The 22,044-nt window shown below is 58.0% G+C and carries 23 protein-coding genes and 1 riboswitch; of the genes, 8 read left to right on the top strand and 15 right to left on the bottom strand.

Annotated elements, in window-relative coordinates; translation table 11 throughout:
• Positions 1-22: 22 nt before the first annotated feature.
• From ABLN87_RS06975 to dnaK, 12 genes are all read right to left on the bottom strand, one after another.
• Entirely contained in the window at positions 23-757 is a 735-nt protein-coding gene (locus ABLN87_RS06975) for an ABC transporter permease (protein WP_353008553.1), read from the bottom strand.
• On the bottom strand, positions 754-1,479 hold the full coding sequence (locus tag ABLN87_RS06970) for an ABC transporter ATP-binding protein (RefSeq protein WP_353008552.1): 726 nt from the start codon (positions 1,477-1,479) through the stop codon (positions 754-756). Before ABLN87_RS06970 ends, ABLN87_RS06975 begins: the two co-directional genes overlap by 4 nt.
• Positions 1,476-2,150 carry a thiaminase II gene (gene tenA / locus ABLN87_RS06965; protein ID WP_353008550.1) on the bottom strand — a complete coding sequence of 225 codons (675 nt, stop codon included), beginning with the start codon at positions 2,148-2,150 and terminating at the stop codon, positions 1,476-1,478. Before tenA ends, ABLN87_RS06970 begins: the two co-directional genes overlap by 4 nt.
• Positions 2,147-3,082 carry an ABC transporter substrate-binding protein gene (locus ABLN87_RS06960; RefSeq protein ID WP_353008548.1) on the bottom strand — a complete coding sequence of 312 codons (936 nt, stop codon included), beginning with the start codon at positions 3,080-3,082 and terminating at the stop codon, positions 2,147-2,149. Before ABLN87_RS06960 ends, tenA begins: the two co-directional genes overlap by 4 nt.
• 20 nt (positions 3,083-3,102) lie before the next feature.
• Entirely contained in the window at positions 3,103-4,065 is a 963-nt protein-coding gene (locus tag ABLN87_RS06955; RefSeq protein WP_353008546.1) for a HesA/MoeB/ThiF family protein, read from the bottom strand.
• On the bottom strand, positions 4,062-4,658 hold the full coding sequence (locus tag ABLN87_RS06950) for a thiamine phosphate synthase (protein ID WP_353008544.1): 597 nt from the start codon (positions 4,656-4,658) through the stop codon (positions 4,062-4,064). The genes ABLN87_RS06955 and ABLN87_RS06950 overlap by 4 nt, the downstream gene beginning before the upstream one ends.
• On the bottom strand, positions 4,655-5,419 hold the full coding sequence (locus ABLN87_RS06945; RefSeq protein WP_353008543.1) for a thiazole synthase: 765 nt from the start codon (positions 5,417-5,419) through the stop codon (positions 4,655-4,657). Before ABLN87_RS06945 ends, ABLN87_RS06950 begins: the two co-directional genes overlap by 4 nt.
• A gap of 2 nt (positions 5,420-5,421) precedes the next feature.
• A complete protein-coding gene (gene thiS / locus ABLN87_RS06940; protein ID WP_353008541.1) occupies positions 5,422-5,616 on the bottom strand; it encodes a sulfur carrier protein ThiS in 195 nt (64 codons plus the stop codon).
• Positions 5,600-6,577: a glycine oxidase ThiO gene (gene thiO, locus ABLN87_RS06935; RefSeq protein WP_353008539.1), complete on the bottom strand. Its 978-nt coding sequence runs from the start codon at positions 6,575-6,577 to the stop codon at positions 5,600-5,602. The genes thiS and thiO overlap by 17 nt, the downstream gene beginning before the upstream one ends.
• Positions 6,574-7,377 carry a bifunctional hydroxymethylpyrimidine kinase/phosphomethylpyrimidine kinase gene (gene thiD / locus ABLN87_RS06930; protein ID WP_353008537.1) on the bottom strand — a complete coding sequence of 268 codons (804 nt, stop codon included), beginning with the start codon at positions 7,375-7,377 and terminating at the stop codon, positions 6,574-6,576. The genes thiO and thiD overlap by 4 nt, the downstream gene beginning before the upstream one ends.
• Positions 7,378-7,420: 43 nt before the next feature.
• A riboswitch (TPP riboswitch) is annotated at positions 7,421-7,525 on the bottom strand.
• 260 nt (positions 7,526-7,785) lie between these two features.
• Positions 7,786-8,934, bottom strand: a complete 1,149-nt coding sequence (dnaJ, locus tag ABLN87_RS06925) for a molecular chaperone DnaJ (protein WP_353008535.1) — start codon at positions 8,932-8,934, stop codon at positions 7,786-7,788.
• A 74-nt stretch (positions 8,935-9,008) separates the two neighbouring features.
• The gene (gene dnaK / locus ABLN87_RS06920) at positions 9,009-10,916 is read right to left on the bottom strand and encodes a molecular chaperone DnaK (RefSeq protein ID WP_353008534.1); all 1,908 of its coding nucleotides are present in this window, start codon (positions 10,914-10,916) and stop codon (positions 9,009-9,011) included.
• Between the two features lie 214 nt (positions 10,917-11,130).
• On the opposite strand from dnaK, the gene ABLN87_RS06915 reads away from it, so the two are divergent.
• The gene (locus ABLN87_RS06915; RefSeq protein ID WP_353008532.1) at positions 11,131-11,733 is read left to right on the top strand and encodes an alpha-ketoglutarate-dependent dioxygenase AlkB family protein; all 603 of its coding nucleotides are present in this window, start codon (positions 11,131-11,133) and stop codon (positions 11,731-11,733) included.
• Here the strand turns inward: ABLN87_RS06915 and ABLN87_RS06910 are convergent.
• Entirely contained in the window at positions 11,730-12,551 is an 822-nt protein-coding gene (locus ABLN87_RS06910; RefSeq protein ID WP_353008531.1) for an ABC transporter permease, read from the bottom strand. The genes ABLN87_RS06915 and ABLN87_RS06910 overlap by 4 nt on opposite strands.
• 122 nt (positions 12,552-12,673) lie before the next feature.
• Between ABLN87_RS06910 and cysQ the strand changes: the two genes are divergently transcribed.
• The 7 genes from cysQ to ABLN87_RS06875 all read left to right on the top strand — a co-directional run bounded on the left by cysQ (position 12,674) and on the right by ABLN87_RS06875 (position 20,691).
• Positions 12,674-13,471 (top strand): 3'(2'),5'-bisphosphate nucleotidase CysQ, encoded by a 798-nt coding sequence (gene cysQ / locus ABLN87_RS06905; protein ID WP_353008529.1) that lies wholly within the window; start codon positions 12,674-12,676, stop codon positions 13,469-13,471.
• Positions 13,471-14,271, top strand: coding sequence for a 3-deoxy-manno-octulosonate cytidylyltransferase family protein (locus tag ABLN87_RS06900; RefSeq protein WP_353008527.1), 801 nt, complete (start codon positions 13,471-13,473; stop codon positions 14,269-14,271). Before cysQ ends, ABLN87_RS06900 begins: the two co-directional genes overlap by 1 nt.
• 69 nt (positions 14,272-14,340) lie before the next feature.
• Positions 14,341-15,324: a UDP-glucose 4-epimerase GalE gene (galE, locus tag ABLN87_RS06895; RefSeq protein ID WP_353008525.1), complete on the top strand. Its 984-nt coding sequence runs from the start codon at positions 14,341-14,343 to the stop codon at positions 15,322-15,324.
• The gene (locus ABLN87_RS06890; protein WP_353008524.1) at positions 15,284-16,378 is read left to right on the top strand and encodes a glycosyltransferase family 2 protein; all 1,095 of its coding nucleotides are present in this window, start codon (positions 15,284-15,286) and stop codon (positions 16,376-16,378) included. Before galE ends, ABLN87_RS06890 begins: the two co-directional genes overlap by 41 nt.
• A 177-nt stretch (positions 16,379-16,555) precedes the next feature.
• Positions 16,556-17,542: a glycosyltransferase family 2 protein gene (locus tag ABLN87_RS06885; protein WP_353009251.1), complete on the top strand. Its 987-nt coding sequence runs from the start codon at positions 16,556-16,558 to the stop codon at positions 17,540-17,542.
• Positions 17,539-19,239 (top strand): beta-1,6-N-acetylglucosaminyltransferase, encoded by a 1,701-nt coding sequence (locus ABLN87_RS06880; protein WP_353008522.1) that lies wholly within the window; start codon positions 17,539-17,541, stop codon positions 19,237-19,239. The genes ABLN87_RS06885 and ABLN87_RS06880 overlap by 4 nt, the downstream gene beginning before the upstream one ends.
• 6 nt (positions 19,240-19,245) lie before the next feature.
• Positions 19,246-20,691, top strand: a complete 1,446-nt coding sequence (locus tag ABLN87_RS06875; RefSeq protein ID WP_353008520.1) for a sulfotransferase family 2 domain-containing protein — start codon at positions 19,246-19,248, stop codon at positions 20,689-20,691.
• On the opposite strand, the gene ABLN87_RS06870 is transcribed toward ABLN87_RS06875, so the two are convergent.
• On the bottom strand, positions 20,675-21,193 hold the full coding sequence (locus tag ABLN87_RS06870) for a L,D-transpeptidase family protein (protein WP_353008519.1): 519 nt from the start codon (positions 21,191-21,193) through the stop codon (positions 20,675-20,677). The genes ABLN87_RS06875 and ABLN87_RS06870 overlap by 17 nt on opposite strands.
• 62 nt (positions 21,194-21,255) lie before the next feature.
• Positions 21,256-22,041, bottom strand: a complete 786-nt coding sequence (locus ABLN87_RS06865; RefSeq protein ID WP_353008517.1) for an ion transporter — start codon at positions 22,039-22,041, stop codon at positions 21,256-21,258.
• Positions 22,042-22,044 lie beyond the last annotated feature (3 nt).

Here is a 22,044-nt window from a genome sequence, read left to right as displayed (position 1 = left end):
CGCAGAATCGGTTTCTGAATGGTTAACGCATCTCACCCGCCATACGCGCCGTGGCGCGGCGGACAACCATGTGCAGAACAATCGAAAACACGCCCAGCGTCAGCATTGCGGCAAACATCAGGTCTGTCTTCGCGCGGCCATTGGCCAGCAGCATCAGATAACCCAGCCCTTGAGACGAGCCGACCCATTCACCGATCACCGCCCCAATCGGCGCATAGACTGCCGCCAATCGCATCCCCGACGCCAAGGATGGCAAGGCCGCAGGGATACGGATGTGCCAAAGGACCGCGCGTTTGCTGGCCTGCATTGTACGCGCAAGATCGAGATATCCGGGCGGGGTCCTCATCAGACCGTCAAAGAAGGATGAGGTGATTGGGAAGTAAATGATCAGCACCGCCATCGCGACCTTGGACCAGAGACCATAGCCCAGCCAGAGCGTCAGAAGCGGTGCCAGCGCAAAGACCGGGAGCGCCTGAGTGAACACCAACAGCGGCTGCACCAACACACGCGCGGCACGCGAATTGGCCAGCTGCAGTGCAGTGACGACACCCAAAAGCGTGCCGCACGCCAGACCAATCAGCACCTCGATAGCGGTGATCCAGGTGTGTTCCGCAATCAGCCAGCGGTTTTGCCACCAGGTCTCGGCCACCACGGCAGGTCCGGGCAGTATGAATTTCGGCAAGCCGGTGATCGAGACAATGGCCTGCCAGATGGCCACGGCAAACACCGTCGCGGCGAGGGCAGAGAGGTATTTCATGATGCCTCTCTCAGCAGCTTGAGCAATGCACCCTGAGTCTCCAGCGTCTCAAGGTCGTCCACATGGCGCGGCGCCGGCGCCTTGGGTGGAACGCAGGGCGTCAGACCATCCTGCGTCATGACCGTTATGGTTTGACCCAAGCGCGCGGCCTCAGCCGGATCATGGGTAACCAGCAGAACGGTCCGCCCTTGCAACACCTCAGCCGCCAGATCCTGCATATCCGCACGGGTTCGGGCATCGAGGGCTGAAAACGGCTCATCCAGCAGGACAATGGGGCGATCTTCCATCAACGTGCGGGCCAAAGCCACGCGCTGGCGTTGGCCGCCCGATAGTTCGGTCGGTTTCTTGGTCATGTGATCCTGCAAGCGCATCCGTTCAATCAGACGGTCGCGGCGGTCCAGATCAGGTTTTTCACCCCGTAGTCGAGCACCCAGCGAGACATTCTGCGCCACGCTTGCCCAAGGCAGCAGCAGATCGTCCTGCGCCATATAGGCGACGCGATCCGGCACCGGCTGCCCATCGCTTGCGGTGATCTGGCCAGTGAAGACTGCCCCGGTTTCCAGCCCAGCGATCAGCCGCAGAACGGTGGTTTTGCCCACGCCCGATCCGCCCAACAGGCACGTCCACGCCCCGGCCCCAAGGGTCAGGGTCAACGGCGCGAACAAAGGCACACCGTCGATGGAGGCCGTGCCGCTGATGGTCAGATCGGGCGTTGGCGTCATGGTGTCAGGCCCATTTGCCAGAACTTGACTTCAAGCTGCGTCGCCATCTCAAAGGTCTTGCAGAGGTCAGCCCAGACCGGCAGAGTTGCATAGTCCGGGCCAAGCCGTCGAACCAAAGCGCCATCCATCAGCGCGCCGATGTCATGACAATAGCTTTGATACTGATCACCCGCATAAGTATCGATCCAGGGGCGATAGGTCTCGGATGTTGCCTCTTGCGCCAAACGCGCACCGATCTCGGCATAGCCGATGACACATGGCAGCAGAGCAGCCAGCAGGTTCAGATAGTCACCCGAATAACCGGATTCGAGCACAAAGCGCGTATAGGCGAGGTTTTCAGGCCGCTCAGGCGTGGCCATCAGCTCTTCACGGGAAATGCCTTCAGCTTCGCAAACGCCAACATGCAGCATCATCTCTTCATGCATCAGCCCATTGACCGTGGCGGCGGCCACCTGCATTTCCTCATGAGTCTGCGCTTTGACCACGGCCAGCGCCCAAGCGCGCGAGAAATGGGTGAGGAACACATAGTCCTGTCGCAGATAATGAAGAAACGCGTTTCGCGGCAGCGTTCCGTCCTTCAGGCCCTCGACAAAGGCATGGCGGGTATACTCCCGCCACGGCCCCTGCGCCGCATCACGCATCAGCGTGAAGGCGTTGCCATAGTCGCTCATTGCGCGGTCACATCAATTGTGATGTCGCCAACCGGGTTGATACTGTCGATCATGCCGCTGTCTTTCAGGAACTGCTCGAACCGTGCATACCGACCCGCGTCAAACCCGGCAGGGCGCAAAGCAAAGCGGGGCAGCGTGTCGACCCAAGCGCGCGCGTTCAGCTCATCCTGCAATTCGGGTGAGGTGGCGGCAAAGATTTCCCAGCTCTTTTCCGGGTTGTTGACGATGTACTGTGTTGCCTTCTCGGTCGCGGCCAGAAAGCGCGCGATCATGTCGGCGTCCACCGTGTCAGGATTCGCGACATAGATCAGCTCGTCATAGGGCGGCACGCCTTCTTCCTCGATGTAAAAGCAGGTGCCGGGGACACCTTCGATATCCATCTGGTTCAGCTCAAAATTGCGGTAGGCGCCAATCACCGCATCCACCTGACCGGTCATCAAAGACGGCGACAGCGAGAAGTTCACATTGATCAGCTCCACGTCATCCAGCGCAACGCCATATTTTCCCAAAACCGTGGTCAGCACTGCTTCTTCTACACCAGCGACCGAGAAACCGATCTTTTTCCCTTTCAGGTCGGCGGGCGACTTGATCGGACCGTCCTCCAGAACCAGCAGGCAGTTCAAGGGCGTCGCGACCAGCGTACCAACACGCTTCAACGGCAGGCCCTCATGGATCTGCAGGTGCAGCTGCGGCTGATAAGATACAGCTAGTTCGGCCTGACCTGCCGCCACCAGACGCGGCGGTGCGGACGGATCTGCGGGGGGAACGATCTCGACCTGCAACCCTTCGTCGGCGAAATAGCCGTTTTCCTGCGCCACGATGATGGGCCCATGATCGGGGTTGATGAACCAATCCAGCAGAACGGTCATCTTGTCTTCGGCCCAGGCTGGCGCAGCGGCCAGCAGGGCAATAGCAGCGATCAGTTTCTTCATGTCTCGCGTTTCCTTTTCACTCACGAGGTTGAGGCCGCAACGAGGACAATCTCGCCCGGCCAATCCGGTTTAATCTGTTCAGCGGCACGCCAGGCGCGCAGGCCAGTTGCACAGCACAAAGCCAGTCGTTTTGCCTTGTTAGGCTCTGATTTCAGGTGTTCCACGCTTAGCCGACGTGCTAGGGGGTGGATGGGTTGAGGGGTTTCGTCTTCACTCCGAAGCTCAACAATCACGTCGTCCGAAGAAAGCTGCGAGGCGGCAACGAAGGCGAAGGACTGCTCAGGCTCGGGCGCTGCGTCAAAGCGGAAGCTGGAGCTGCGGAAAGTCTGGGCATCCACCTGTACCATCTGGCCCAGGGGCGACGGGTTGAGGCCGAGGATCAAAGCCAACGCCATCTGCGCCTGCATCGCACCGATCATCCCAACGAGTGGCCCCAGCACACCTGCCGTGGCACAGCTCGCTCCGCTGGTCGGGGCTTCGGGGAACACGGCCCGCAGTGAGGGCGCACCGCCGCAGAACACACCCACATAGCCGGACAAGCCCAGCACTGAGGCGCTGACCAATGGTTTACCCAATGTGAGGCAGATATCCGACAGGGTATAGCTGGCGGCATAGCTGTCCGCACAGTCGAGGATCAAATCGGTCTGTGAAACAAACCCAGCCGCATTTTCGCTTGTTAGAGCCTGTTTTAGCGCGACGACGTCGATATCAGAATTCAAAGCACGACAGCGATCGGCTGCAACTTCGGCCTTTGGGCGTCCGCAATCGGCCTCGGTAAACAGCGTCTGTCGATGCAGGTTCGACAGGGCGACTTCATCCGCATCGAGGATCGTCAGATGGCCAACGCCCGCCCCGGCCAGCAAAGGCAGGACCGGAGCTGCCAAACCGCCTGCCCCGACAACCAGAACCCGAGCCTTGGACAGGCGCGCCTGCCCTTCGGCCCCGACTTCGGGCAGGATCATCTGGCGGTCGTAGCGGCTCATCTGGTGGCCTCGATCCACTGGCGCACCCGCGCCTCGGGGTCGGCGTTCAGGGTGATGTCCGTAACGACCGAGACAATATCGGCCCCCGCCTCAAGCACACCGGGCGCGCGTTCGACGCTCATACCGCCAATCCCGACCAGAGGGATATCGCCCACACGGGCTTTCCACTCGGTGACGCGCGGCAAGCCCTGCTGCTCCCACTTCATCTTTTTCAAGATCGTCGGATAGACCGGCCCCAGCGCGACATAGTCGGGGTCCATGGCTAGAACGCGCTCTAGCTCGTCATCGTCATGGGTAGAAACGCCCAGCTTTAGACCCGCTTTCCGGATCGCTTTGAGGTCGGCCTCGTCCAGATCTTCCTGCCCCAGATGGATCCAGTCGCAGCCCACATCTATCGCCGCCTGCCAGTAGTCATTCACAACCAAAACCGTGCCATTCTGATTGCATAGATCGTGAGAGGTCGCGATCTCGGCCCGGACAACATCGTCCGGCTGATCCTTCATGCGCAGCTGCACCAGCTTTACTCCCAACGGCAACATCCGCCGCAGCCAGTCAGAGTGGTCAAAGATCGGGTAGAAACGGTCCAACCTCATGACAGGAACGCCTTTCCGACGACGGGGGTTGAGGGTTCGGCCATGTCGCGGGCCTCAATCGGGTCGGCCTGATTGGCCAGTTGCCCGGCCTCAACCGCGCGCATCATGGCCTTGGCCATCAACGCCGGATCGCCGGCGCGGGCGACGGCCGTGTTCAGCAATACAGCGTCATAGCCCAACTCCATCGCGTGGGCGGCATGGCTGGGCAGGCCAATCCCGGCATCAATCACCAGCGGCACATCCGGAAACTCGGCCCGCATTGCGCGCAGGGCGTATTCATTGTTCAGCCCCCGGCCCGAGCCGATGGGCGCACCCCAGGGCATCAAAACCTCGCACCCGGCCTCAAGCAGCCGCTCGCCCACGATCAGATCGTCGGTGGTGTAGGGAAAAACATGAAACCCGTCCTCGGTTAGGATGCGCGCGGCCTCGACCAGCTGGAAGACGTCCGGTTGCAGACTGTCGGTATGGCCGATCAGCTCCAACTTGATCCACTTGGTCTCAAACACTTCGCGGGCCATATGCGCGGTGGTCACCGCTTCTTTCACCGTGTGACAGCCGGCCGTGTTGGGTAGCACCAGCACGCCCAGATCGCGGATCATCTGCCAAAAGGTCTGACCCGCCCCCGATTCCCGCCGCAGAGAGACAGTCGCCACACCCGCGCCGCTGTCGCGGAACGCCTGTTCGAGGATAGCAGGGCTGGGATATTGCGCGGTGCCCAGCATCAGCGGGTTGGGCAGAGCGACGTCATAAAAGCTTTTCATCCTCACCCTCCTTGCATCGGCGACAGGATTTCGACCCGGTCACCTTCGGATAGAGCATGGGCAATGCGCAGACTGGAGGGCACGAATTCCTCGTTCACTGCGGTTGCGACACGGCCCGAGAAACCGCATTCCTCTAGCAGCTCTGCCAAGGTGGCGGCCTTTACGTCCTTGGGGTCGCCATTAAGCACGATCTTCATCGACCATCTCCGAATGTTTGTTCTCAAGCACTAGATCGGCCACGCCCTGTGCCAAGGCTGGGGCCAACAGGTAGCCATGGCGGTAGAGGCCATTGGCATAGATCGTCCGGCCCAGACGCCGGATACGCGGCATGTTGTCGGGGAATGCGGGCCGCAGATCGACGCCGATTTCCAGCACCTCGGCCTCGCCAAAGACAGGGTTCAAGGCGTAAGCGGCGCTGAGCAGTTCTAGCATCGACCGCGCCGTGATGCGGTTGCTGTCCTCGCTTTCGATCATCGTTGCGCCGAGCATGTAGATGCCATCGCCTCGCGGCACGATGTAAAGCGGCATCCGCGGATGCAGCAGGCGCACAGGACGGTTCAGCGTCACATCGGGGCAGCGCACGACCAGCATCTCACCCTTTACGCCCCGCAGATCAGGCAAAGCATCCCGCGCTTGAAGCCCCCGGCAGTCGATCGCATTCTCCAACTGCGCGGGTGCGAGTTTGTGATGAAACACCACGCCTTGGCCTTCCAGGTAATGGTACAGGTCATGCAGCGCTTGCCTTGGATCAAGATGCGCCTCTTGTCCGAAGTACAGCCCTTTGCTGAATCCATGCAGATCAGGCTCTAATTCGGCGATTCTTTCCCTATCTGCCTCGCAAAACGCTTCGGTCCTGCGCGCGAAACGCCGCAAGTCAGGCACATCCCGAGCGTTGGCAACAACCAGTGTGCCGCACCGGCTCACGGCTGTACGATCCGCCCACCACGCGATGGCTTCTTGGCCCAGTCGCAAAACCGGTTCTTCGGCATTTTCATATTCACACCAAGGCGCCAACATGCCACCTGCCCACCAGGAACACCCATGCGGGCCAGGCGGGCCTTTGGGATCGAACACCTGTACCTTCGCCCCGCGCGCGGTCAGCTCGCTGGCGACGGCCAGCCCCGCCACACCGGCCCCTATGACGGACCAGATCGTCACACCGACCACATCCGGTGGAAGTGATGCACCGGGCCGTGGCCCGCTCCTACCCTTAGTGTATCCGCCTGTGCTATCGCGCCCTGCAGATAACTATGCGCTTCACCTACCGCCTCGATCAGGGACAATCCTTTGGCCAAACCGGCAGCAATCGAGGACGACAACGTGCAGCCGGTTCCGTGCGTGTTTGTTGTGTTCTGCCGAGGGGCCTGAAATTCAGCAATCACGCCCGTTTCATCGACCAGAAGATCATGACAAATATCACCTGCGCCATGCCCCCCCTTCATCAAGACCGCACCTGCGCCCAACGCGCACAGCGCTTTACCTTGAGTGGTCATCTCTGCGGTTGAAGCCGCGTCACCCTGCTCCAGCAGACACGCCGCCTCTGGCAGGTTCGGGGTCAGGATCGTCGCGCGCGGCAGCAAGACCTCGCGCAAGGTTTGAACCGCCTCTTGCGCCAACAAAGCGTCACCGGATTTTGCCACCATAACCGGGTCGAGTACGACAGGTCCGCCATATCTTGAAATCCCGTCCGCCACCGTCTGAATGATCTCGGGCGTGGCCAACATTCCAATCTTGATGGCACGTACATCCAAGTCATACAGAACAGCGTCGATCTGAGCGGCAATCACATCCAGCGGAATACCATGCACAGCCGTCACAGCCTGCGTGTTTTGCGCCGTAACAGCGGTGATCACGCTGGCCCCGAAGACACCCAAAGCCGACATCGCCTTGAGATCGGCCTGAATGCCCGCCCCGCCGCCGCTGTCAGATCCCGCTATGGTCAAGGCAATTGGCACCACGTCGTTGCTCCGCTTACTTGGGCAACGCGGCATGGAAAACGTCTGTTTGTGTTAGACCGTTCCCTCCGCCGGTATTGCCCGGATCAGGTTCGATGGGTTGACGCACGCGCCTCTCAGCCCTGAATTCAGGGCACCCCAACGGTTGATTGGGACAATCTCAGGACAGGTCTCGGAAATCAAGCATCAATCTACGGGTCATAAGGCCACATCCAACAAGGAAATAAGACCAATTGAGGTTGAATCCATGCGAGGCTCTGCCTCGCGCTCCGGGATATTTCTGGCCAGATGAAGCGGGGGATCCAAACTTCATCTGGCTCTATATATCTCGGGGGAGACGCCCGTAGGGCGGCGGGGGCAGAGCCCCAAATGCAAAAGGTGGCCCCAATTTGGAACGACCCGTTTTATTCTTTAGCTTTTCATTCCGTCCCAGAAGGATTTAACGGATGAGAAGAAGCTTTTTGATTCCGGGTGGTTATCCTCACCCAGATCGTCAAACTCGCGCAACAGCTCTTTCTGGCGGCTTGTCAGATTCACTGGGGTCTCAACCGCCAGTTCGATGAACATATCCCCAACGCCACTGCCGCGGAGCGCTGGCATGCCTTTGCTGCGCAGGCGCATCTGGCGGCCAGACTGGCTGCCAGCTGGTATTTGCACGCGGCCGCGACCACCATCAATCGTAGGTACTTCGATCGACCCACCCAGCGCGGCCTTGGCCATACTGACGGGCACACGACAATAGAGGTTCACGCTATCGCGCTCGAACAGCTTATGTTCGGAGACCTCGACAAAGATGTAGAGATCGCCGGGAGGGCCACCGCGCATTCCCGCCTCGCCTTCGCCAGCCAGACGAATGCGGGTTCCAGTTTCAACGCCTGCGGGGATGTTCACCGACAAGGCGCGTTCTTTTTCCACCCGGCCAGAGCCGCTGCAAACCTTGCAGGGGTTCTTGATGATCTGACCCAGCCCGGAACAGGTGGGGCAGGTGCGCTCAACGGTGAAAAACCCTTGTTGCGCGCGTACTTTGCCCATGCCGGAACAGGTGGGGCAGGTAACCGGCTCGGCGCCGCCCTCGGCCCCGGTTCCATCACAAGACGAACAGGCCACAGCAGCAGGGACATTGATGGTTTTTTGCAGGCCTGCATAGGCCTCTTCCAGCGTCACGCGTAGGTTGTAGCGCAGGTCTGATCCGCGCGCGGCCCGACGGCCACCGCCGCCGCCACGCTGGCCACCCATGAAATCGCCGAACAAATCATCGAATACATCCGAGAATGCACTAGAGAAATCACCCTGCCCAAAGCCACCGCCAGGTCGACCGCCGCCGCCCATGCCGTTTTCAAAGGCAGCATGGCCAAACCGGTCATACGCGGCCTTGCGGTCCGCGTCCTTCAGCACGTCATAGGCCTCGTTCGCTTCTTTGAACTGCGCCTCGGCATCCGGGTTGTCTTTGTTGCGATCGGGATGCAGCTCTTTGGCTTTCTTGCGAAAACCCTTTTTGATCTCGTCCGCCGATGCGCCCTTGGTCACGCCGAGCACATCGTAATAGTCGCGTTTTGACATCAGTATTCCCTTCTGCCTCAACGTAATCGGGCCGGCCCGGCAACCGGACCGGCCCGCATTGGCCCGGTTACCCGTTACTTACGCTTGTCGTCGTCCAGATCTTCGAACTCGGCGTCGACAATGTCGTCTTCACCCGGCGTGGCGTCTGCCGCCGCAGGCTCATCGTCACCCTCTTCGGCTTGCGCCTTGTAGATGGCTTCGCCCAGCTTCATGGCCGCTTCGGTCACGTTCTGGATGCCCGACTTGATTTTGTCGGCATTCTCGGTTTCCAGCTCGTCCTTCAGCGCGGCAATCGCCAGCTCGATGGCTTCGATGGTGGTCGGGTCGACCTTATCGGCATGCTCTTCCATCGACTTCTCGGTCGAGTGGATGAGGCTTTCGGCCTGGTTCTTGGCGTCGACCAGCTCGCGGCGTTCCTTGTCGGCTTCCGCGTTCTCTTCGGCGTCCTTGACCATCTTTTCGATGTCCTCGTCGGACAGACCGCCCGAAGCCTGGATCGTGATCTTCTGCTCTTTGCCGGTGCCTTTGTCCTTGGCCGAAACCGAGACAATGCCGTTGGCGTCGATGTCAAATGTCACCTCGATCTGCGGCATGCCGCGCGGTGCCGGCGGGATATCTTCGAGGTTGAACTGACCTAGGATCTTGTTGTCCGCAGCCATTTCACGCTCACCCTGGAACACGCGGATGGTTACGGCGTTCTGGTTGTCTTCGGCGGTCGAGAAAACCTGAGACTTTTTGGTCGGAATGGTCGTGTTGCGGTCGATCAGTCGGGTGAACACGCCACCCAGTGTCTCAATCCCCAGCGACAACGGGGTCACGTCCAGCAGAACCACGTCTTTGACGTCGCCCTGCAGAACACCGGCCTGAATGGCGGCGCCCATGGCGACAACTTCGTCCGGGTTCACACCCTTGTGCGGCTCTTTACCGAAGAACTTGGTAACCTCTTCGATCACTTTCGGCATCCGGGTCATACCACCGACCAGAACAACCTCGTCCACGTCGCCAGCCGACAGGCCCGCGTCTTTCAGAGCAGCCTGGCAGGGCTTCATCGACTTCTTGATCAGATCAGCAACCAGCGATTCCAGCTTGGCACGGGTCAGCTTCATGACCATGTGCAGCGGCTGACCGTTCGAACCCATCGAGATGAACGGCTGGTTGATTTCGGTCTGCGAGGTCGAGGACAGTTCGATCTTGGCTTTTTCAGCAGCTTCTTTCAGACGCTGCAAGGCCATCTTGTCGGCTGACAGGTCGACACCGTGTTCCTTTTTGAACTCATCCGCCAGGTAGTTGACGATGCGCATGTCAAAGTCTTCACCACCCAGGAAGGTGTCACCGTTGGTCGATTTGACCTCGAACAGGCCGTCGTCGATTTCCAGAATGGTCACGTCGAACGTACCACCACCAAGGTCATAGACCGCGATGGTTTGGGTTTCTTCTTTGTCCAGACCATAGGCCAGAGCAGCAGCTGTCGGTTCGTTGATGATCCGCAGCACTTCCAGACCGGCGATTTTGCCTGCGTCTTTGGTGGCCTGACGCTGGGCGTCGTTGAAATAGGCCGGAACGGTGATGACCGCCTGCGTGACTTCCTCACCCAGATAGCTTTCAGCCGTTTCCTTCATCTTGCCCAGAGTAAAGGCCGAGATTTGGCTTGGGGAGTATTTTTCACCGCGGGCTTCCACCCACGCGTCGCCATTGCCGCCATCAACGATGGCGTAAGGCACCATTTTCTTATCTTTTTCGACTTCTGCATCATCCACACGACGACCGATCAGACGCTTGACGCCAAAGATGGTGTTGTCGGGGTTGGTGACCGCCTGACGTTTTGCAGGCTGACCGACCAGTCGCTCATCTTCGGTGAAGGCGACGATCGAGGGCGTGGTCCGCGCCCCTTCTGCGTTTTCGATGACCTTCGGCTGCGAGCCGTCCATGATGGCAACGCACGAGTTTGTGGTACCAAGGTCAATGCCGATTACTTTTCCCATAATTTTGATCCCTTTCAATTTAAGGCGATGTCCCGAGGGCCGGACCCGTTATGGCATCCTGTCCCCGATCTGATGTGCGCGACAGCACTACACCATCGCGCGTCCCGGCGTATATAAGGTCCGGACCAATGGCCTGCAAGCACTCTGAATCGCAGGTTTTCGGGAATCTGCGGCCTTTTTTGGCAAGGATTTGGTAAGGAATGGGGAATCGGGGATGGCAGGGCTGCTTTTGCGGGGGTTCGATATCAGGAAAGGGTATCTGGACGGCACAACCCAGACCCGGCTGATTGAGGCGTTGCGCCCGATTCTGAAAGCAGCGCCATTGGTGCGGCCCGTGACACCCTCAGGCAAGGAGATGTCGGTGCGCATGACCTCAGCCGGAGCGCTGGGTTGGGTCACCGACAGATCAGGCTATCGTTATCAGGATCACCACCCCAAAGGTGAAAAATGGCCCGCAATACCCGAGGCGATCCGGACCATCTGGCATGATTTAGTCAGCGCCGAACGTGAACCCGATTGCTGTCTGATCAACTACTATGACGACAGCGCCAAAATGGGTCTGCATCAGGACAAGGATGAGGCGGACTTTTCCTGGCCGGTCCTGTCAATCTCGCTAGGGGATGACGCCCTGTTTCGCATCGGCAATACAACCCGCGGCGGCAAAACGGAATCTGTTTGGCTAAGCTCGGGCGATGTGGTGATCATGGGCGGCCCGGCCCGGCTGACCTATCATGGCGTTGATCGGATCAGGCCCGGATCATCCCGGCTGTTGCCAAAAGGCGGGCGGATCAACCTGACCCTGCGCGTGGCGCGTTAGCGGCGGGCATCCCAGCTTTGGGACATATGCTTGCGAGAAAAGAAATCGCCCAACAAACCAATCATTGTCAGAGCGATCCCGACCCAAAGTGCATACTCCCAGTCGGAGTTGCGTGGATAATAGTTGCGGAACACAAACCCTCGGCACTGATCGATAAGATGAAACAAAGGGTTCCACGCAAACATCATCAAAACAGTTCCACCCAACGCGTTTCCCAGAAACATCTTACCTGAAAACACCATGTTCAGCCGCCGATAGATCGTGCTCAGCATTGTAGCGGTTGTTGGAAACCACGGCTTAAGCGCCATAAACACCAAACCAATCGAACACCCGGTGAACCACGCCAATATCAGCATCCCAAAGGCCCCGCCCGGGTCCTGAATTTCAAGAGGCGCTACTCCAACGCTGTAGACGAATAAAATCACGGTAATCGACATGATCTGCTTGTAAAGCGCACCAAATGCCGAGGCGAGCAACATAACCATAGCGTTCATCGGAGAATGCTGCATCATTGGATTGTTTTTTCCACCTAACTTGGACATGGCTGCAATCGACTGGGTATGCATCATGAAAAGAAACACACCCGACAGCAGATACAGGATGAATTCACCCCTGATCTTAGCCACGCGCGGGCCCATGAAGGACATAAGTAGATAAAAAACCATAGCGATCAGAAGAATCTGTAGGATATTGATCAAGATCGCGATCACGGCATTTGAGTGTTGTGTGCGCACGTCGCGTACCACACCGTGGAACACCAGTTCTGCGATGGTAAAGGCGCTGCCCAGCATCGATTGACTGCGCTTGAAGTAAAACACGCGAGGGGTCTTTCCTGTTTTGTTGCCCTCAAACTGACACGAATACCTTGCCGTTCGGTAACCGGCACATCATAAGTCCGTCAGAGATTTGGATCAACAAACCACGTAAACGGAGCAATTTTGTGACCTACGATGCGCTTATCCCCGTCATCCGGCATCTGGCCCTGGAAGCTGGCGACAAGATCATGGAGATCTACCAGGCGGATGATTTCGACGTGAAGGTCAAATCAGATGCAAGCCCCGTGACCGAGGCGGATGAAGCTGCCGACGCCCTGATTTCCGAAGGGTTGCGCGCAGCCTTCCCGGATATCCTGCTTGTGACCGAGGAACAGGCCGCGTCACATTCGACCAAGGGGGATACATTCCTGATCGTTGATCCGCTGGACGGCACCAAGGAGTTCATCAACCGGCGCGGAGATTTCACCGTCAATATCGCGTTGGTTGAAAATGGCATTCCCACGCGCGGGGTCGTCTACGCTCCGGCGCGTGGTCGCATGTTCTATACGCAAGCTGACGGGCAGGCGGTGGAAGAAACAGGCACATTGGACAAAGTTCAACCTGGTGACGTCACACCCATCTCGGTCTCAGACCCAGACAATTCGGCGCTCTTGGTGGTGGCGTCGAAATCGCACCGCGATCAGGCCACGGATGACTACATCAACAAATACCAAGTGCAGGACAGCAAGAGCGCGGGCTCGTCGCTGAAATTCTGTCTGGTCGCAACGGGTGAGGCCGATATCTACCCCCGCGTAGGTCGCACCATGGAGTGGGATACCGCCGCCGGTCACGCCGTTCTGGCTGGTGCGGGCGGTCAGGTGGTCCGGTTCGACGATCATACCCCACTGACTTATGGCAAAGACGGTTATGCAAACCCGTTCTTCATCGCCTACGCTCCGGGTGTTGAGCTGAAAGACGCCTGATGTCCGTTCTGATCGCCATCCCCGCCCGCTATGCCTCGACCCGGTATCCCGGAAAACCTCTGGTTCCACTGACCGGCGCGACGGGCAAAGCGATGACGCTAATTGAACGATCCTGGCGCGCGGCCTGTTCGGTGTCGGGCGTGGATCAGGTGGTCGTGGCCACCGATGATGACCGCATCCGCAACGCCGCCGAGGGGTTCGGAGCCGAGGTCGTGATGACCTCGGAAACCTGCCAGAACGGCACCGAACGCTGTGCCGAGGCGCATGCCGTTCTGGGCGGCGGGTACGACATCATTGTCAACCTGCAAGGCGACGCCCCCCTGACCCCGCATTGGTTTGTCGAAGACCTGATCACAGGCCTGCGCGCCGCACCTGGTGCGGGTGTGGCGACCCCGGTTCTGCGCTGTGACGGCGATGCGCTGAACAGCCTTTTGAATGACCGCAAACATGGGCGCGTTGGCGGTACCACGGCGGTGTTCGCCCGCGATAACAGCGCGATGTATTTCTCGAAAGAGGTGGTCCCCTTCACCTCGGATACATTCGCTGGCGACACGCCAACTCCGGTTTTTCACCACGTCGGCGTCTATGCCTATCGGCCGGACGCTCTGGCAGCTTATCCCGGCTGGCCAATCGGCCCGCTGGAACAGCTGGAAGGCCTGGAACAGCTGCGCTTTATGGAAAATGGGCGCAAGGTTCTATGTGTCGAAGTCGGAGCCAAAGGCCGCCAGTTCTGGGAGTTGAACAACCCCCAGGACGTGCCCAAAATCGAAGAAATGATGGCCTCTATGGGGCTGGAGTGACCTCTTTTCCCCCTGACCCCTAACCCAAGATGGCGTAGGAACGCCCAACTCTGACCCCATGGATCGCATATGAAAACTGTTCTTGTCACCGGTGGCGCTGGCTATATCGGATCCCATGCCTGCAAGGCGTTGTCACAGGCAGGGTATGTTCCCGTCACCTATGACAACCTGATCACTGGTTGGCAGGATGCAGTCAAGTTCGGCCCGTTTGAACAAGGCGACCTGCTGGATCGCGAACGGCTGGACGAGGTGTTCGCCAAACACCAGCCTGTGGCGGTGATGCATTTTGCAGCGCTGAGCCAGGTGGGCGAGGCGATGGCGGAACCTGGGAAATACTGGTCCAACAATGTGACCGGCTCCCTAGCTTTGATCGAGGCCGCGGTCGCAGCGGGATGTCTGGACTTTGTGTTTTCATCGACCTGCGCCACCTATGGCGAACATGACAATGTGGTTCTGGATGAAACAACTTCGCAACACCCGCTGAACGCTTATGGCGCTTCAAAACGCGCAATCGAAGATATCCTGCGCGATTTTGAGGCGGCCCATGGCCTGCGCCATGTGATCTTCCGCTATTTTAACGTGGCAGGTGCAGACCCCGAGGGCGAAGTGGGCGAGTTCCACCGCCCTGAGACGCACCTGGTCCCGCTTATGCTGGATGCCATCGACGGCAAGCGGGATGGGCTGACGGTGTTCGGCACGGACTATGACACGCCCGACGGCACCTGCATCCGCGATTATGTGCATGTCTGCGATCTGGTCGACGCTCATGTGCTTGGTCTGAACTGGCTGGAACAGGGCAAGGGCAGTCAGGTCTTCAACCTGGGCACCGGCTCGGGCTTTTCGGTTCTTGAGGTGATCGAGCATTCCAAAGCCGTGACCAACCGAGCCGCGCCTTACACCGTTGGCGCCCGCCGCGAGGGTGATTGCACCAAACTGGTTTCAGGCTCGGTCCGCGCCGAGGCTGAACTGGGCTGGAAGCCCAAGAGGTCAACGTTAGAGACGATGATTGCCGATGCCTGGCGCTGGCATCAGAACGGACACTACGACCAATGAGGCCGGGTTGATCGGCGCTTCGCCGCAGACCCTGCCCCGGATTGGATGGGCTGACGCATATCGCCTGCGCTGGAAACGTCGCCGCCTGCTGCTGCGATCCTGGCGCAGCCGCCATCAACTGACCAGCCGGAACGATCAGACACATAAGATCAGGCGCGGTGACATTCTTGCCTTCACCACGCTGCGCAATGAAATCACCCGGATTCCTTGGTTTCTGCGCCACTATCGACAGCTGGGTGTCGATCATTTTCTGATCGTCGACAACGGCAGCGACGATCGCTCGACTGAGCTGCTGCTGGATCAACCCGATATCTCGCTTTGGCAAACTCATGCCAGCTATCGCGCCTCGCGCTACGGGCTGGACTGGCTGAACTGGCTGCAAATGCGACACGGCCATGGGCATTGGTGCCTGATGGTGGATGCGGATGAGCTGTTGATCTACGCCCATCACCAGACACAAACACTGCAAGACCTGACCGCGTGGTTGGGTCAATCCGGGCGCCGGGCCTTTGGGGCGCTGATGCTGGACCTTTACCCAAAAGGCACATTGGGCGCCCAAAGTTACGACCCCGCAGCCGATCCTGCCGAGGTACTGAATTGGTTCGATGCGGCTCCGTACCGCGCCCAGCGCCAAAGCCCTCTGGGTAACCTTTGGGTTCAGGGCGGGGTCCGCGAGCGCATGTTTTTTGCGAAAACACGCCAACGATCACCTACATTGAACAAGATACCCTTGGTGCGCTGGTCCCGGCACTATGCCTATGTGAATTCCTGCCACTCGGCTCTGCCGCGGCGGCTGAACGCGGCCTATGACGGGCCCGGTGGGGAAACACCATCAGGCGTTTTGCTCCACACCAAGTTCCTGCCTGAAATCATCCAGAAATCTCGGATCGAAAAACAGCGCCGCCAGCACTTTCACGACCCCGACCAGTTCGGATCGTACTATGACGGGATCATCGATGGGCCAACCCTTTGGACATCTCAATCGGTGCCGTTTGAAGGTTGGGAACAGCTAGAGCAACTTGGGTTAATGAATGCCGGAGGATGGCGGATATGACAAATACATACACATATATGTCATGTTTTCTGCTAACCGGTTCTAAATCCATTGCCCTGCAATATGCAAAGATGACATAACTTAGCATAATCCCGGACCTTTTTCAAAAAGGGGCGGTGAATGCTCGCGTCACAATAAGGGTAGGCTAAACGCGTGAGCCTGTTGGATTCGTATCGGATGAGATTGCGGCGCAAGCGCCGTATTTTGCGCTGTGTGCGACGCCGACGCGAACTTGAACCCGCCAGCAACAATACCGCCGCAATTCGGCACGACGACATCCTGTTGATGAGCGTTGTGCGCAACGAAAAAATCCGCCTGCCCTTCTTTCTGGAATACTACCGGAAGCTAGGCATTGATCATTTTCTGTTTGTCGACAACAACAGCGATGATGGCAGCTTTGAATTCCTAAGGGCACAACCGGATGTCTCGGTCTGGCGCACAAGAACCAGCTATAAACGCGCCGGTTTCGGTCTGGATTGGTCAAACTACCTGCTGCGCAAATATGCCCATAAACACTGGGTACTGACCGTCGATCCGGATGAATTCTTTATCTACCCGTTCTGCGATACCCGCCCGATCCGGGCCCTGACAGATTGGCTGGATGGCAGCGCTGTGCGCAGTTTCGGCACCATGCTGATTGATATGTACCCCCAAGGCCCCGTCGAGGAAGAACCCTATCGCGAAGGGCAGGACCCGTTCGAGATTGCGCGCTGGTTCGATGCGGGCAACTACATGATCACCAAGAATCCAGAATACAAAAACCTCTGGATTCAAGGCGGCGCGCGGGCGCGCGTGTTCTTTGGTGACAATCCCTCAAAGGCACCGGCGTTGAACAAAATCCCCCTGGTGAAATGGGACCGGCGCTATGTCTATGTAAGTTCGACCCATTCCTTGCTGCCACGCGGGCTGAACCAAGTTTACGACGAATGGGGCGGCGAAAAGACCAGCGGCGCGCTGCTGCATGCCAAATTGATCAACACGTTAGGCGATAAGGCCCGCGAAGAGTTGCAGCGCGGCCAGCATTATCGCGGGTCCGGCGAATACAAAGCCTATGCCCAACAATTGGATGAAAAGCCTGTATTCTGGTGCGATTTCTCTGAAACCTATATCAATTGGCGACAGCTTGAAATTCTGGGCCTCATGTCAAAAGGAAACTGGGCATGAGCTCTCTGGGCGTTGTTATGCTGGTCCATACGGCCTTGGATCGCGCCGAACAGGTGGCACGGCATTGGACCGCAGCGGGCTGCCCGGTTGTGATCCATGTGGACCAGAAAGTCCCGGATCAGGTGTATTCGGAATTCACCGCCTCTTGCGCTGACAACCCCCTAATCACATTTTCCAACCGCCACAAATGCGACTGGGGTGGCTGGGGTATAGTTGCCGGAACACAGGCAGCATCCGAACAAATGCTCGAGAAGTTTCCGGACGTGCGGCATGTGTTTCTGTCATCGGGGTCCTGCCTGCCCCTGCGCCCGGTGCAAGAACTTGTAAGCTACCTTTCGGAACGCCCCCGTGTGGACTTTATTGAAAGTGCAACCACCGCTGATGTCAGCTGGACCATCGGAGGGCTGGATCATGAGCGTTTCACGCTGCGTTTTCCGTTTTCCTGGCGCAAGCATCGGAGGCTGTTCGATACCTATGTCAGGCTTCAACGCACGCTGGGTCTGCGCCGCCAAATCCCTGATGGCCTAATGCCCCATATGGGCAGCCAGTGGTGGTGCCTGACCCGCCAGACACTATCTGCAATTCTCCAGGACCCTAAACGCAAAACCTATGATCGTTATTTCCGGCATGTCTGGATACCGGATGAAAGCTATTTTCAAACGTTGGCACGGCTCTATTCGACCCATATCGAAAGTCGCTCGCTGACGTTGTCGAAATTCGACTATCAGGGGCGTCCACACATCTTCTATGACGACCACCTGCAATTGCTGCGCCGCTCAGACTGCTTTGTCGCACGCAAGATCTGGTGGCGCGCAGATCGTCTGTATCAGACTTTTCTGACCGATCAGGCGGGCGCACTACGTCCGGCAGAGCCAAACCCCGGCAAGATCGACCGGGTCTTTGCCAAAGCGGTCGAACGTCGAACCCATGGTCGCGATGGGCTGTATATGCAAAGCCGCTTTCCCAAACATGGCAGCGAAAATGGCCTGACCTCATCGGCCTACTCGATGTTTCAGGGCTTTAGCGAGTTGTTTGAGGGTTTTGAGGCCTGGTTAGAAGCCACAACTGGCGCTCGGGTGCATGGTCATCTGTTTGGCCCTGATCGTGCTGAATTTTCCAAAGGCCAGACCATCACCAATGGTGCGCTCAGCGATTGCGCGACATTGCGCGACTATAATCCCACGGCGTTTCTGTCGAACCTGATCTGGAACACACGGGGTGAGCGCCAGTGCTTTCAATTCGGGCCTAACGATACCCAAGACATCAACTGGTTCATGGCGCGGGACCGAAATGCGCAAATCTCGGTCATTACCGGTGCCTGGGCGGTTCCGCTATTCCGGTCAAACCTGAACTTCGCCGATATCCGGCTTGAGGCCGCGCGCCTGCAACAGATTGAAACCAAGCAGATTGAGGTTCTGACCTCTGTCTGGACCAAGGCCAATGTGCGCAGCTGGACCTTATCGGACTTTGTCGAAGCGCCAATGGAGCCGCTGCACACCATCATTGACGAGATCGGGACGCAAATGCCCAACCATCTGACCGAAGCGCCCACGATGGTCGATCTGTCGGGTTTTGGTCAGTTTCTGCAGAACCTCAAAAACCAAGGAATGCACCCAAAACTTATGGGTGATTTCCCCGCCGATGACGTGTTTGGAACCCAGACCAAACCGTTCCGAAAGCCCTATCTGGTTCAGTGATGGCCGATGACGCGACCGTTTGACTACTTCATCATACTGGCCGCCATGCGCACAGGCTCGAACCTGCTTGAGGCCAATCTGAACGCTCTGGACGGCATCACCTGTCATGGAGAAGCCTTCAACCCGCATTTCATCGGTCGTGTCAAAGCGCAGGATGTATTGGGCATAACGTTGGAACAAAGGGACGAGTATCCGGCACAACTTATCCAAGCCATGCGCACTGACCCGATTGCGTTGAACGGCTTTCGGTATTTTCAGGACCATGATCCCAGAGTGCTGGAACCGGCCCTGAATGATCCACGTTGCGCCAAGATCATTCTGACCCGCAATCCGCTGGACAGCTATCTGTCGCTCAAGATCGTGCGCGAAACCAAGCAGTGGCAGCTAAAGAACATCAAACGACGGCTTGAGGCCCAAGTTGACTTCGACGGGCCCGAATTCTCTGACTATCTGGATCAACACTATGGGTTTCAGTCCCGCCTGCGCGCCCATCTGCAACGCAGTGGTCAGGCCGCGTTCTACATTGATTACAACGACCTGACCGATCTGAGCATTCTGAACGGCTTGGCCACCTGGCTTGGGGTTTCGTCAAGGCTGGGCCGATTGGATGACCGGCTGAAACCGCAGAACCCGACACCGGCCCTGTCCAAAGTCACCAACCCGGATGAAATGCAAAGAACACTATCCGGGCTGGACCTTCTGTCGATTGCGCGCAGCCCGAATTTTGAACCCAAACGCGATCCTGCGGTAGATGGATACATCATCGCGGCCGAAACACCGCTGATCTATATGCCCCTGCGTGGTGGTATCGAACCGATCGTGCGCCAATGGATGGCCGCACTGGACGGTGTGGATGCCGGTGAATTGCGCACTGAACTGACGCCCGACATGGTTCGCGATTGGATGCGATCTTCGCCCGGTCATCGTAAATTCACGGTGCTACGCCATCCCCTGGCGCGCGCGCATCGCGCGTTCTGCACCCATATCCTGAACAAAGGGCCGGAGTGTTATGAAGACCTCCGCACGCAATTGCGCAATCGGTTCAAACTGCCGATCCCCGGTCAGGTGCGCGAAAAGAACTATTCCAAAGACCAGCACTATGAAGCATTTTCCGCCTTCCTGACCTTTCTGCGCCACAACCTTGCGGGCCAAACCCCAATCCGCGTAGATGCAAGCTGGTGCACACAGGTGCAAGCACTAGAGGGTATATCAACCTTCGCGATACCTGACCTGATCCTGCGCGACGATGAACTGGAAACCGCCCTGCGCGATCTGGCGCGAACCATGGGCCATGACACTCCGCCAACACCAAAGACGAGCGCAACGGAAACTCCGTTTGCACTTGATCAAATCTGCGATGACCGGTTGCAGGCGCTGGCAGCTGAAACCTACCAGCGCGACTTTGATCAATTCGGGTTTGGCGAATGGCGCCCGGTCAGGCCCGCAGGGTAATCAAAGTGCCCCGATTAACCATCGCGTAGATCTCTTCCATCTCGTCGTTCTTGACCGCGATGCAGCCCGCCGTCCAATCCGGCGTCTTTTTCGCACGCTTGAATTCAGACCGCAGGTTCGGCTGACCGTGGATAAAGATATCCCCGCCCGGATCGACTCCGGCGGCTTTGGCCTTGGCGATATCAGCCGAGTTTGGATAGGAAATTCCCAAGGACAGATGATACCGGCTGCGTGGGTTGCGGCGGTCAATCAGATATGTGCCCTCGGGCGTGCGCCCGTCGCCACGCTTGGTTTTGGTGCCGTTCGGCGCAAAGCCCAGATCGACATCATATTGCCGAAGTATCTGTTCGTTGTGCAGAAGATACAGCTTCCGCGCGCCCTTGTTGACGACCAAAGAGGTCACCTCGGGCCCATTGTAAGATAGAATTCTAGGGCTGGCTGAGGCACAAGCCGAAAGGCTTAGCGTTGCCATCGCACCCAATCCAAATGCTCGACGATCCATGTTTCACTGCCTGCTACTCTGGTTTTTTTTGGCTATTATGCCAAAAAATCAAAAAACTGAAATCACTTTTTGATGTTCGATTGCTCAATTATGCGGCGTTCGATGGCTTCCAGCCTCTCAAGCACCTCATCACGGTAGGCATCGGTTTTGACCTCATCCTCGGCATGATGCGCATCCTGCATCGAGTTCACGATCAGACCAACCAGCAGGTTCACCACCGCGAAGGTCGTCACCATGATGAACGGGACAAAGAACAGCCAGGCGTAGGGATACACTTCCATCACAGGGCGGACGATGCCCATCGACCAGCTTTCCAGCGTCATGATCTGGAACAATGTATAGGCCGACAGACCTAGATCACCGAACCAGTTTGGGAAACTTTCCGAAAACAGCTTGGTCGAGATCACGGAGCCGATATAAAACAGGATCGCCATCAGCAGGAACACACTGGCCATACCCGGCAAGGCCGAGATGAAGCCTTCGACCACCCGCCGCAGCCGTGGCGCAACTGAAATCACACGCAACACCCGCAGAATTCGCAGCGCCCGCAGAACCGACAAACTGCCAGCGCTGGGTACCAGAGCGATCCCCACGATCACGAAATCGAACAGATTCCAGCCGCTTTTGAAGAAGTTCCGCCCTGTCGCCACCAGTTTCATCGCAATCTCAGCAACGAATATGGCAAGGCAAAGCTTATCAAGCGCCGCAATCAGCGGGCCCGCGATCCCCATCAACGTCGGAGAGGTTTCCATACCCAGCAGCACGGCGTTGAACATGATCACACCGGTGATGAAACGCCCGAACATAGGTGTTTCGATAATGTGCTGCAATCGCTGTTGAAAGCCCATGTT

It is taken from the genome of Ruegeria sp. SCP10 (assembly GCF_040329495.1).
In the GTDB taxonomy this organism is placed as follows: domain Bacteria; phylum Pseudomonadota; class Alphaproteobacteria; order Rhodobacterales; family Rhodobacteraceae; genus Ruegeria.
Note: the sequence above shows the minus strand (reverse complement) of the source record. Positions and strands in the feature narration are given on the sequence as shown.

Bases quoted from the DNA above. Each gene is read 5' to 3' on its own strand.
- ABLN87_RS06975 (WP_353008553.1), bottom strand. From the start codon at position 757: ATGAAATACCTCTCTGCCCTCGCCGCGACGGTGTTTGCCGTGGCCATC.
- ABLN87_RS06970 (WP_353008552.1), bottom strand. From the start codon at position 1,479: ATGACGCCAACGCCCGATCTGACCATCAGCGGCACGGCCTCCATCGAC.
- tenA (WP_353008550.1), bottom strand. From the start codon at position 2,150: ATGAGCGACTATGGCAACGCCTTCACGCTGATGCGTGATGCGGCGCAG.
- ABLN87_RS06960 (WP_353008548.1), bottom strand. From the start codon at position 3,082: ATGAAGAAACTGATCGCTGCTATTGCCCTGCTGGCCGCTGCGCCAGCC.
- ABLN87_RS06955 (WP_353008546.1), bottom strand. From the start codon at position 4,065: ATGAGCCGCTACGACCGCCAGATGATCCTGCCCGAAGTCGGGGCCGAA.
- ABLN87_RS06950 (WP_353008544.1), bottom strand. From the start codon at position 4,658: ATGAGGTTGGACCGTTTCTACCCGATCTTTGACCACTCTGACTGGCTG.
- ABLN87_RS06945 (WP_353008543.1), bottom strand. From the start codon at position 5,419: ATGAAAAGCTTTTATGACGTCGCTCTGCCCAACCCGCTGATGCTGGGC.
- thiS (WP_353008541.1), bottom strand. From the start codon at position 5,616: ATGAAGATCGTGCTTAATGGCGACCCCAAGGACGTAAAGGCCGCCACC.
- dnaJ (WP_353008535.1), bottom strand. From the start codon at position 8,934: ATGTCAAAACGCGACTATTACGATGTGCTCGGCGTGACCAAGGGCGCA.
- dnaK (WP_353008534.1), bottom strand. From the start codon at position 10,916: ATGGGAAAAGTAATCGGCATTGACCTTGGTACCACAAACTCGTGCGTT.
- ABLN87_RS06915 (WP_353008532.1), top strand. From the start codon at position 11,131: ATGGCAGGGCTGCTTTTGCGGGGGTTCGATATCAGGAAAGGGTATCTG.
- ABLN87_RS06900 (WP_353008527.1), top strand. From the start codon at position 13,471: ATGTCCGTTCTGATCGCCATCCCCGCCCGCTATGCCTCGACCCGGTAT.
- galE (WP_353008525.1), top strand. From the start codon at position 14,341: ATGAAAACTGTTCTTGTCACCGGTGGCGCTGGCTATATCGGATCCCAT.
- ABLN87_RS06890 (WP_353008524.1), top strand. From the start codon at position 15,284: ATGCCTGGCGCTGGCATCAGAACGGACACTACGACCAATGAGGCCGGG.
- ABLN87_RS06885 (WP_353009251.1), top strand. From the start codon at position 16,556: ATGAGATTGCGGCGCAAGCGCCGTATTTTGCGCTGTGTGCGACGCCGA.
- ABLN87_RS06880 (WP_353008522.1), top strand. From the start codon at position 17,539: ATGAGCTCTCTGGGCGTTGTTATGCTGGTCCATACGGCCTTGGATCGC.
- ABLN87_RS06875 (WP_353008520.1), top strand. From the start codon at position 19,246: ATGACGCGACCGTTTGACTACTTCATCATACTGGCCGCCATGCGCACA.
- ABLN87_RS06870 (WP_353008519.1), bottom strand. From the start codon at position 21,193: ATGGATCGTCGAGCATTTGGATTGGGTGCGATGGCAACGCTAAGCCTT.
- ABLN87_RS06865 (WP_353008517.1), bottom strand. From the start codon at position 22,041: ATGGGCTTTCAACAGCGATTGCAGCACATTATCGAAACACCTATGTTC.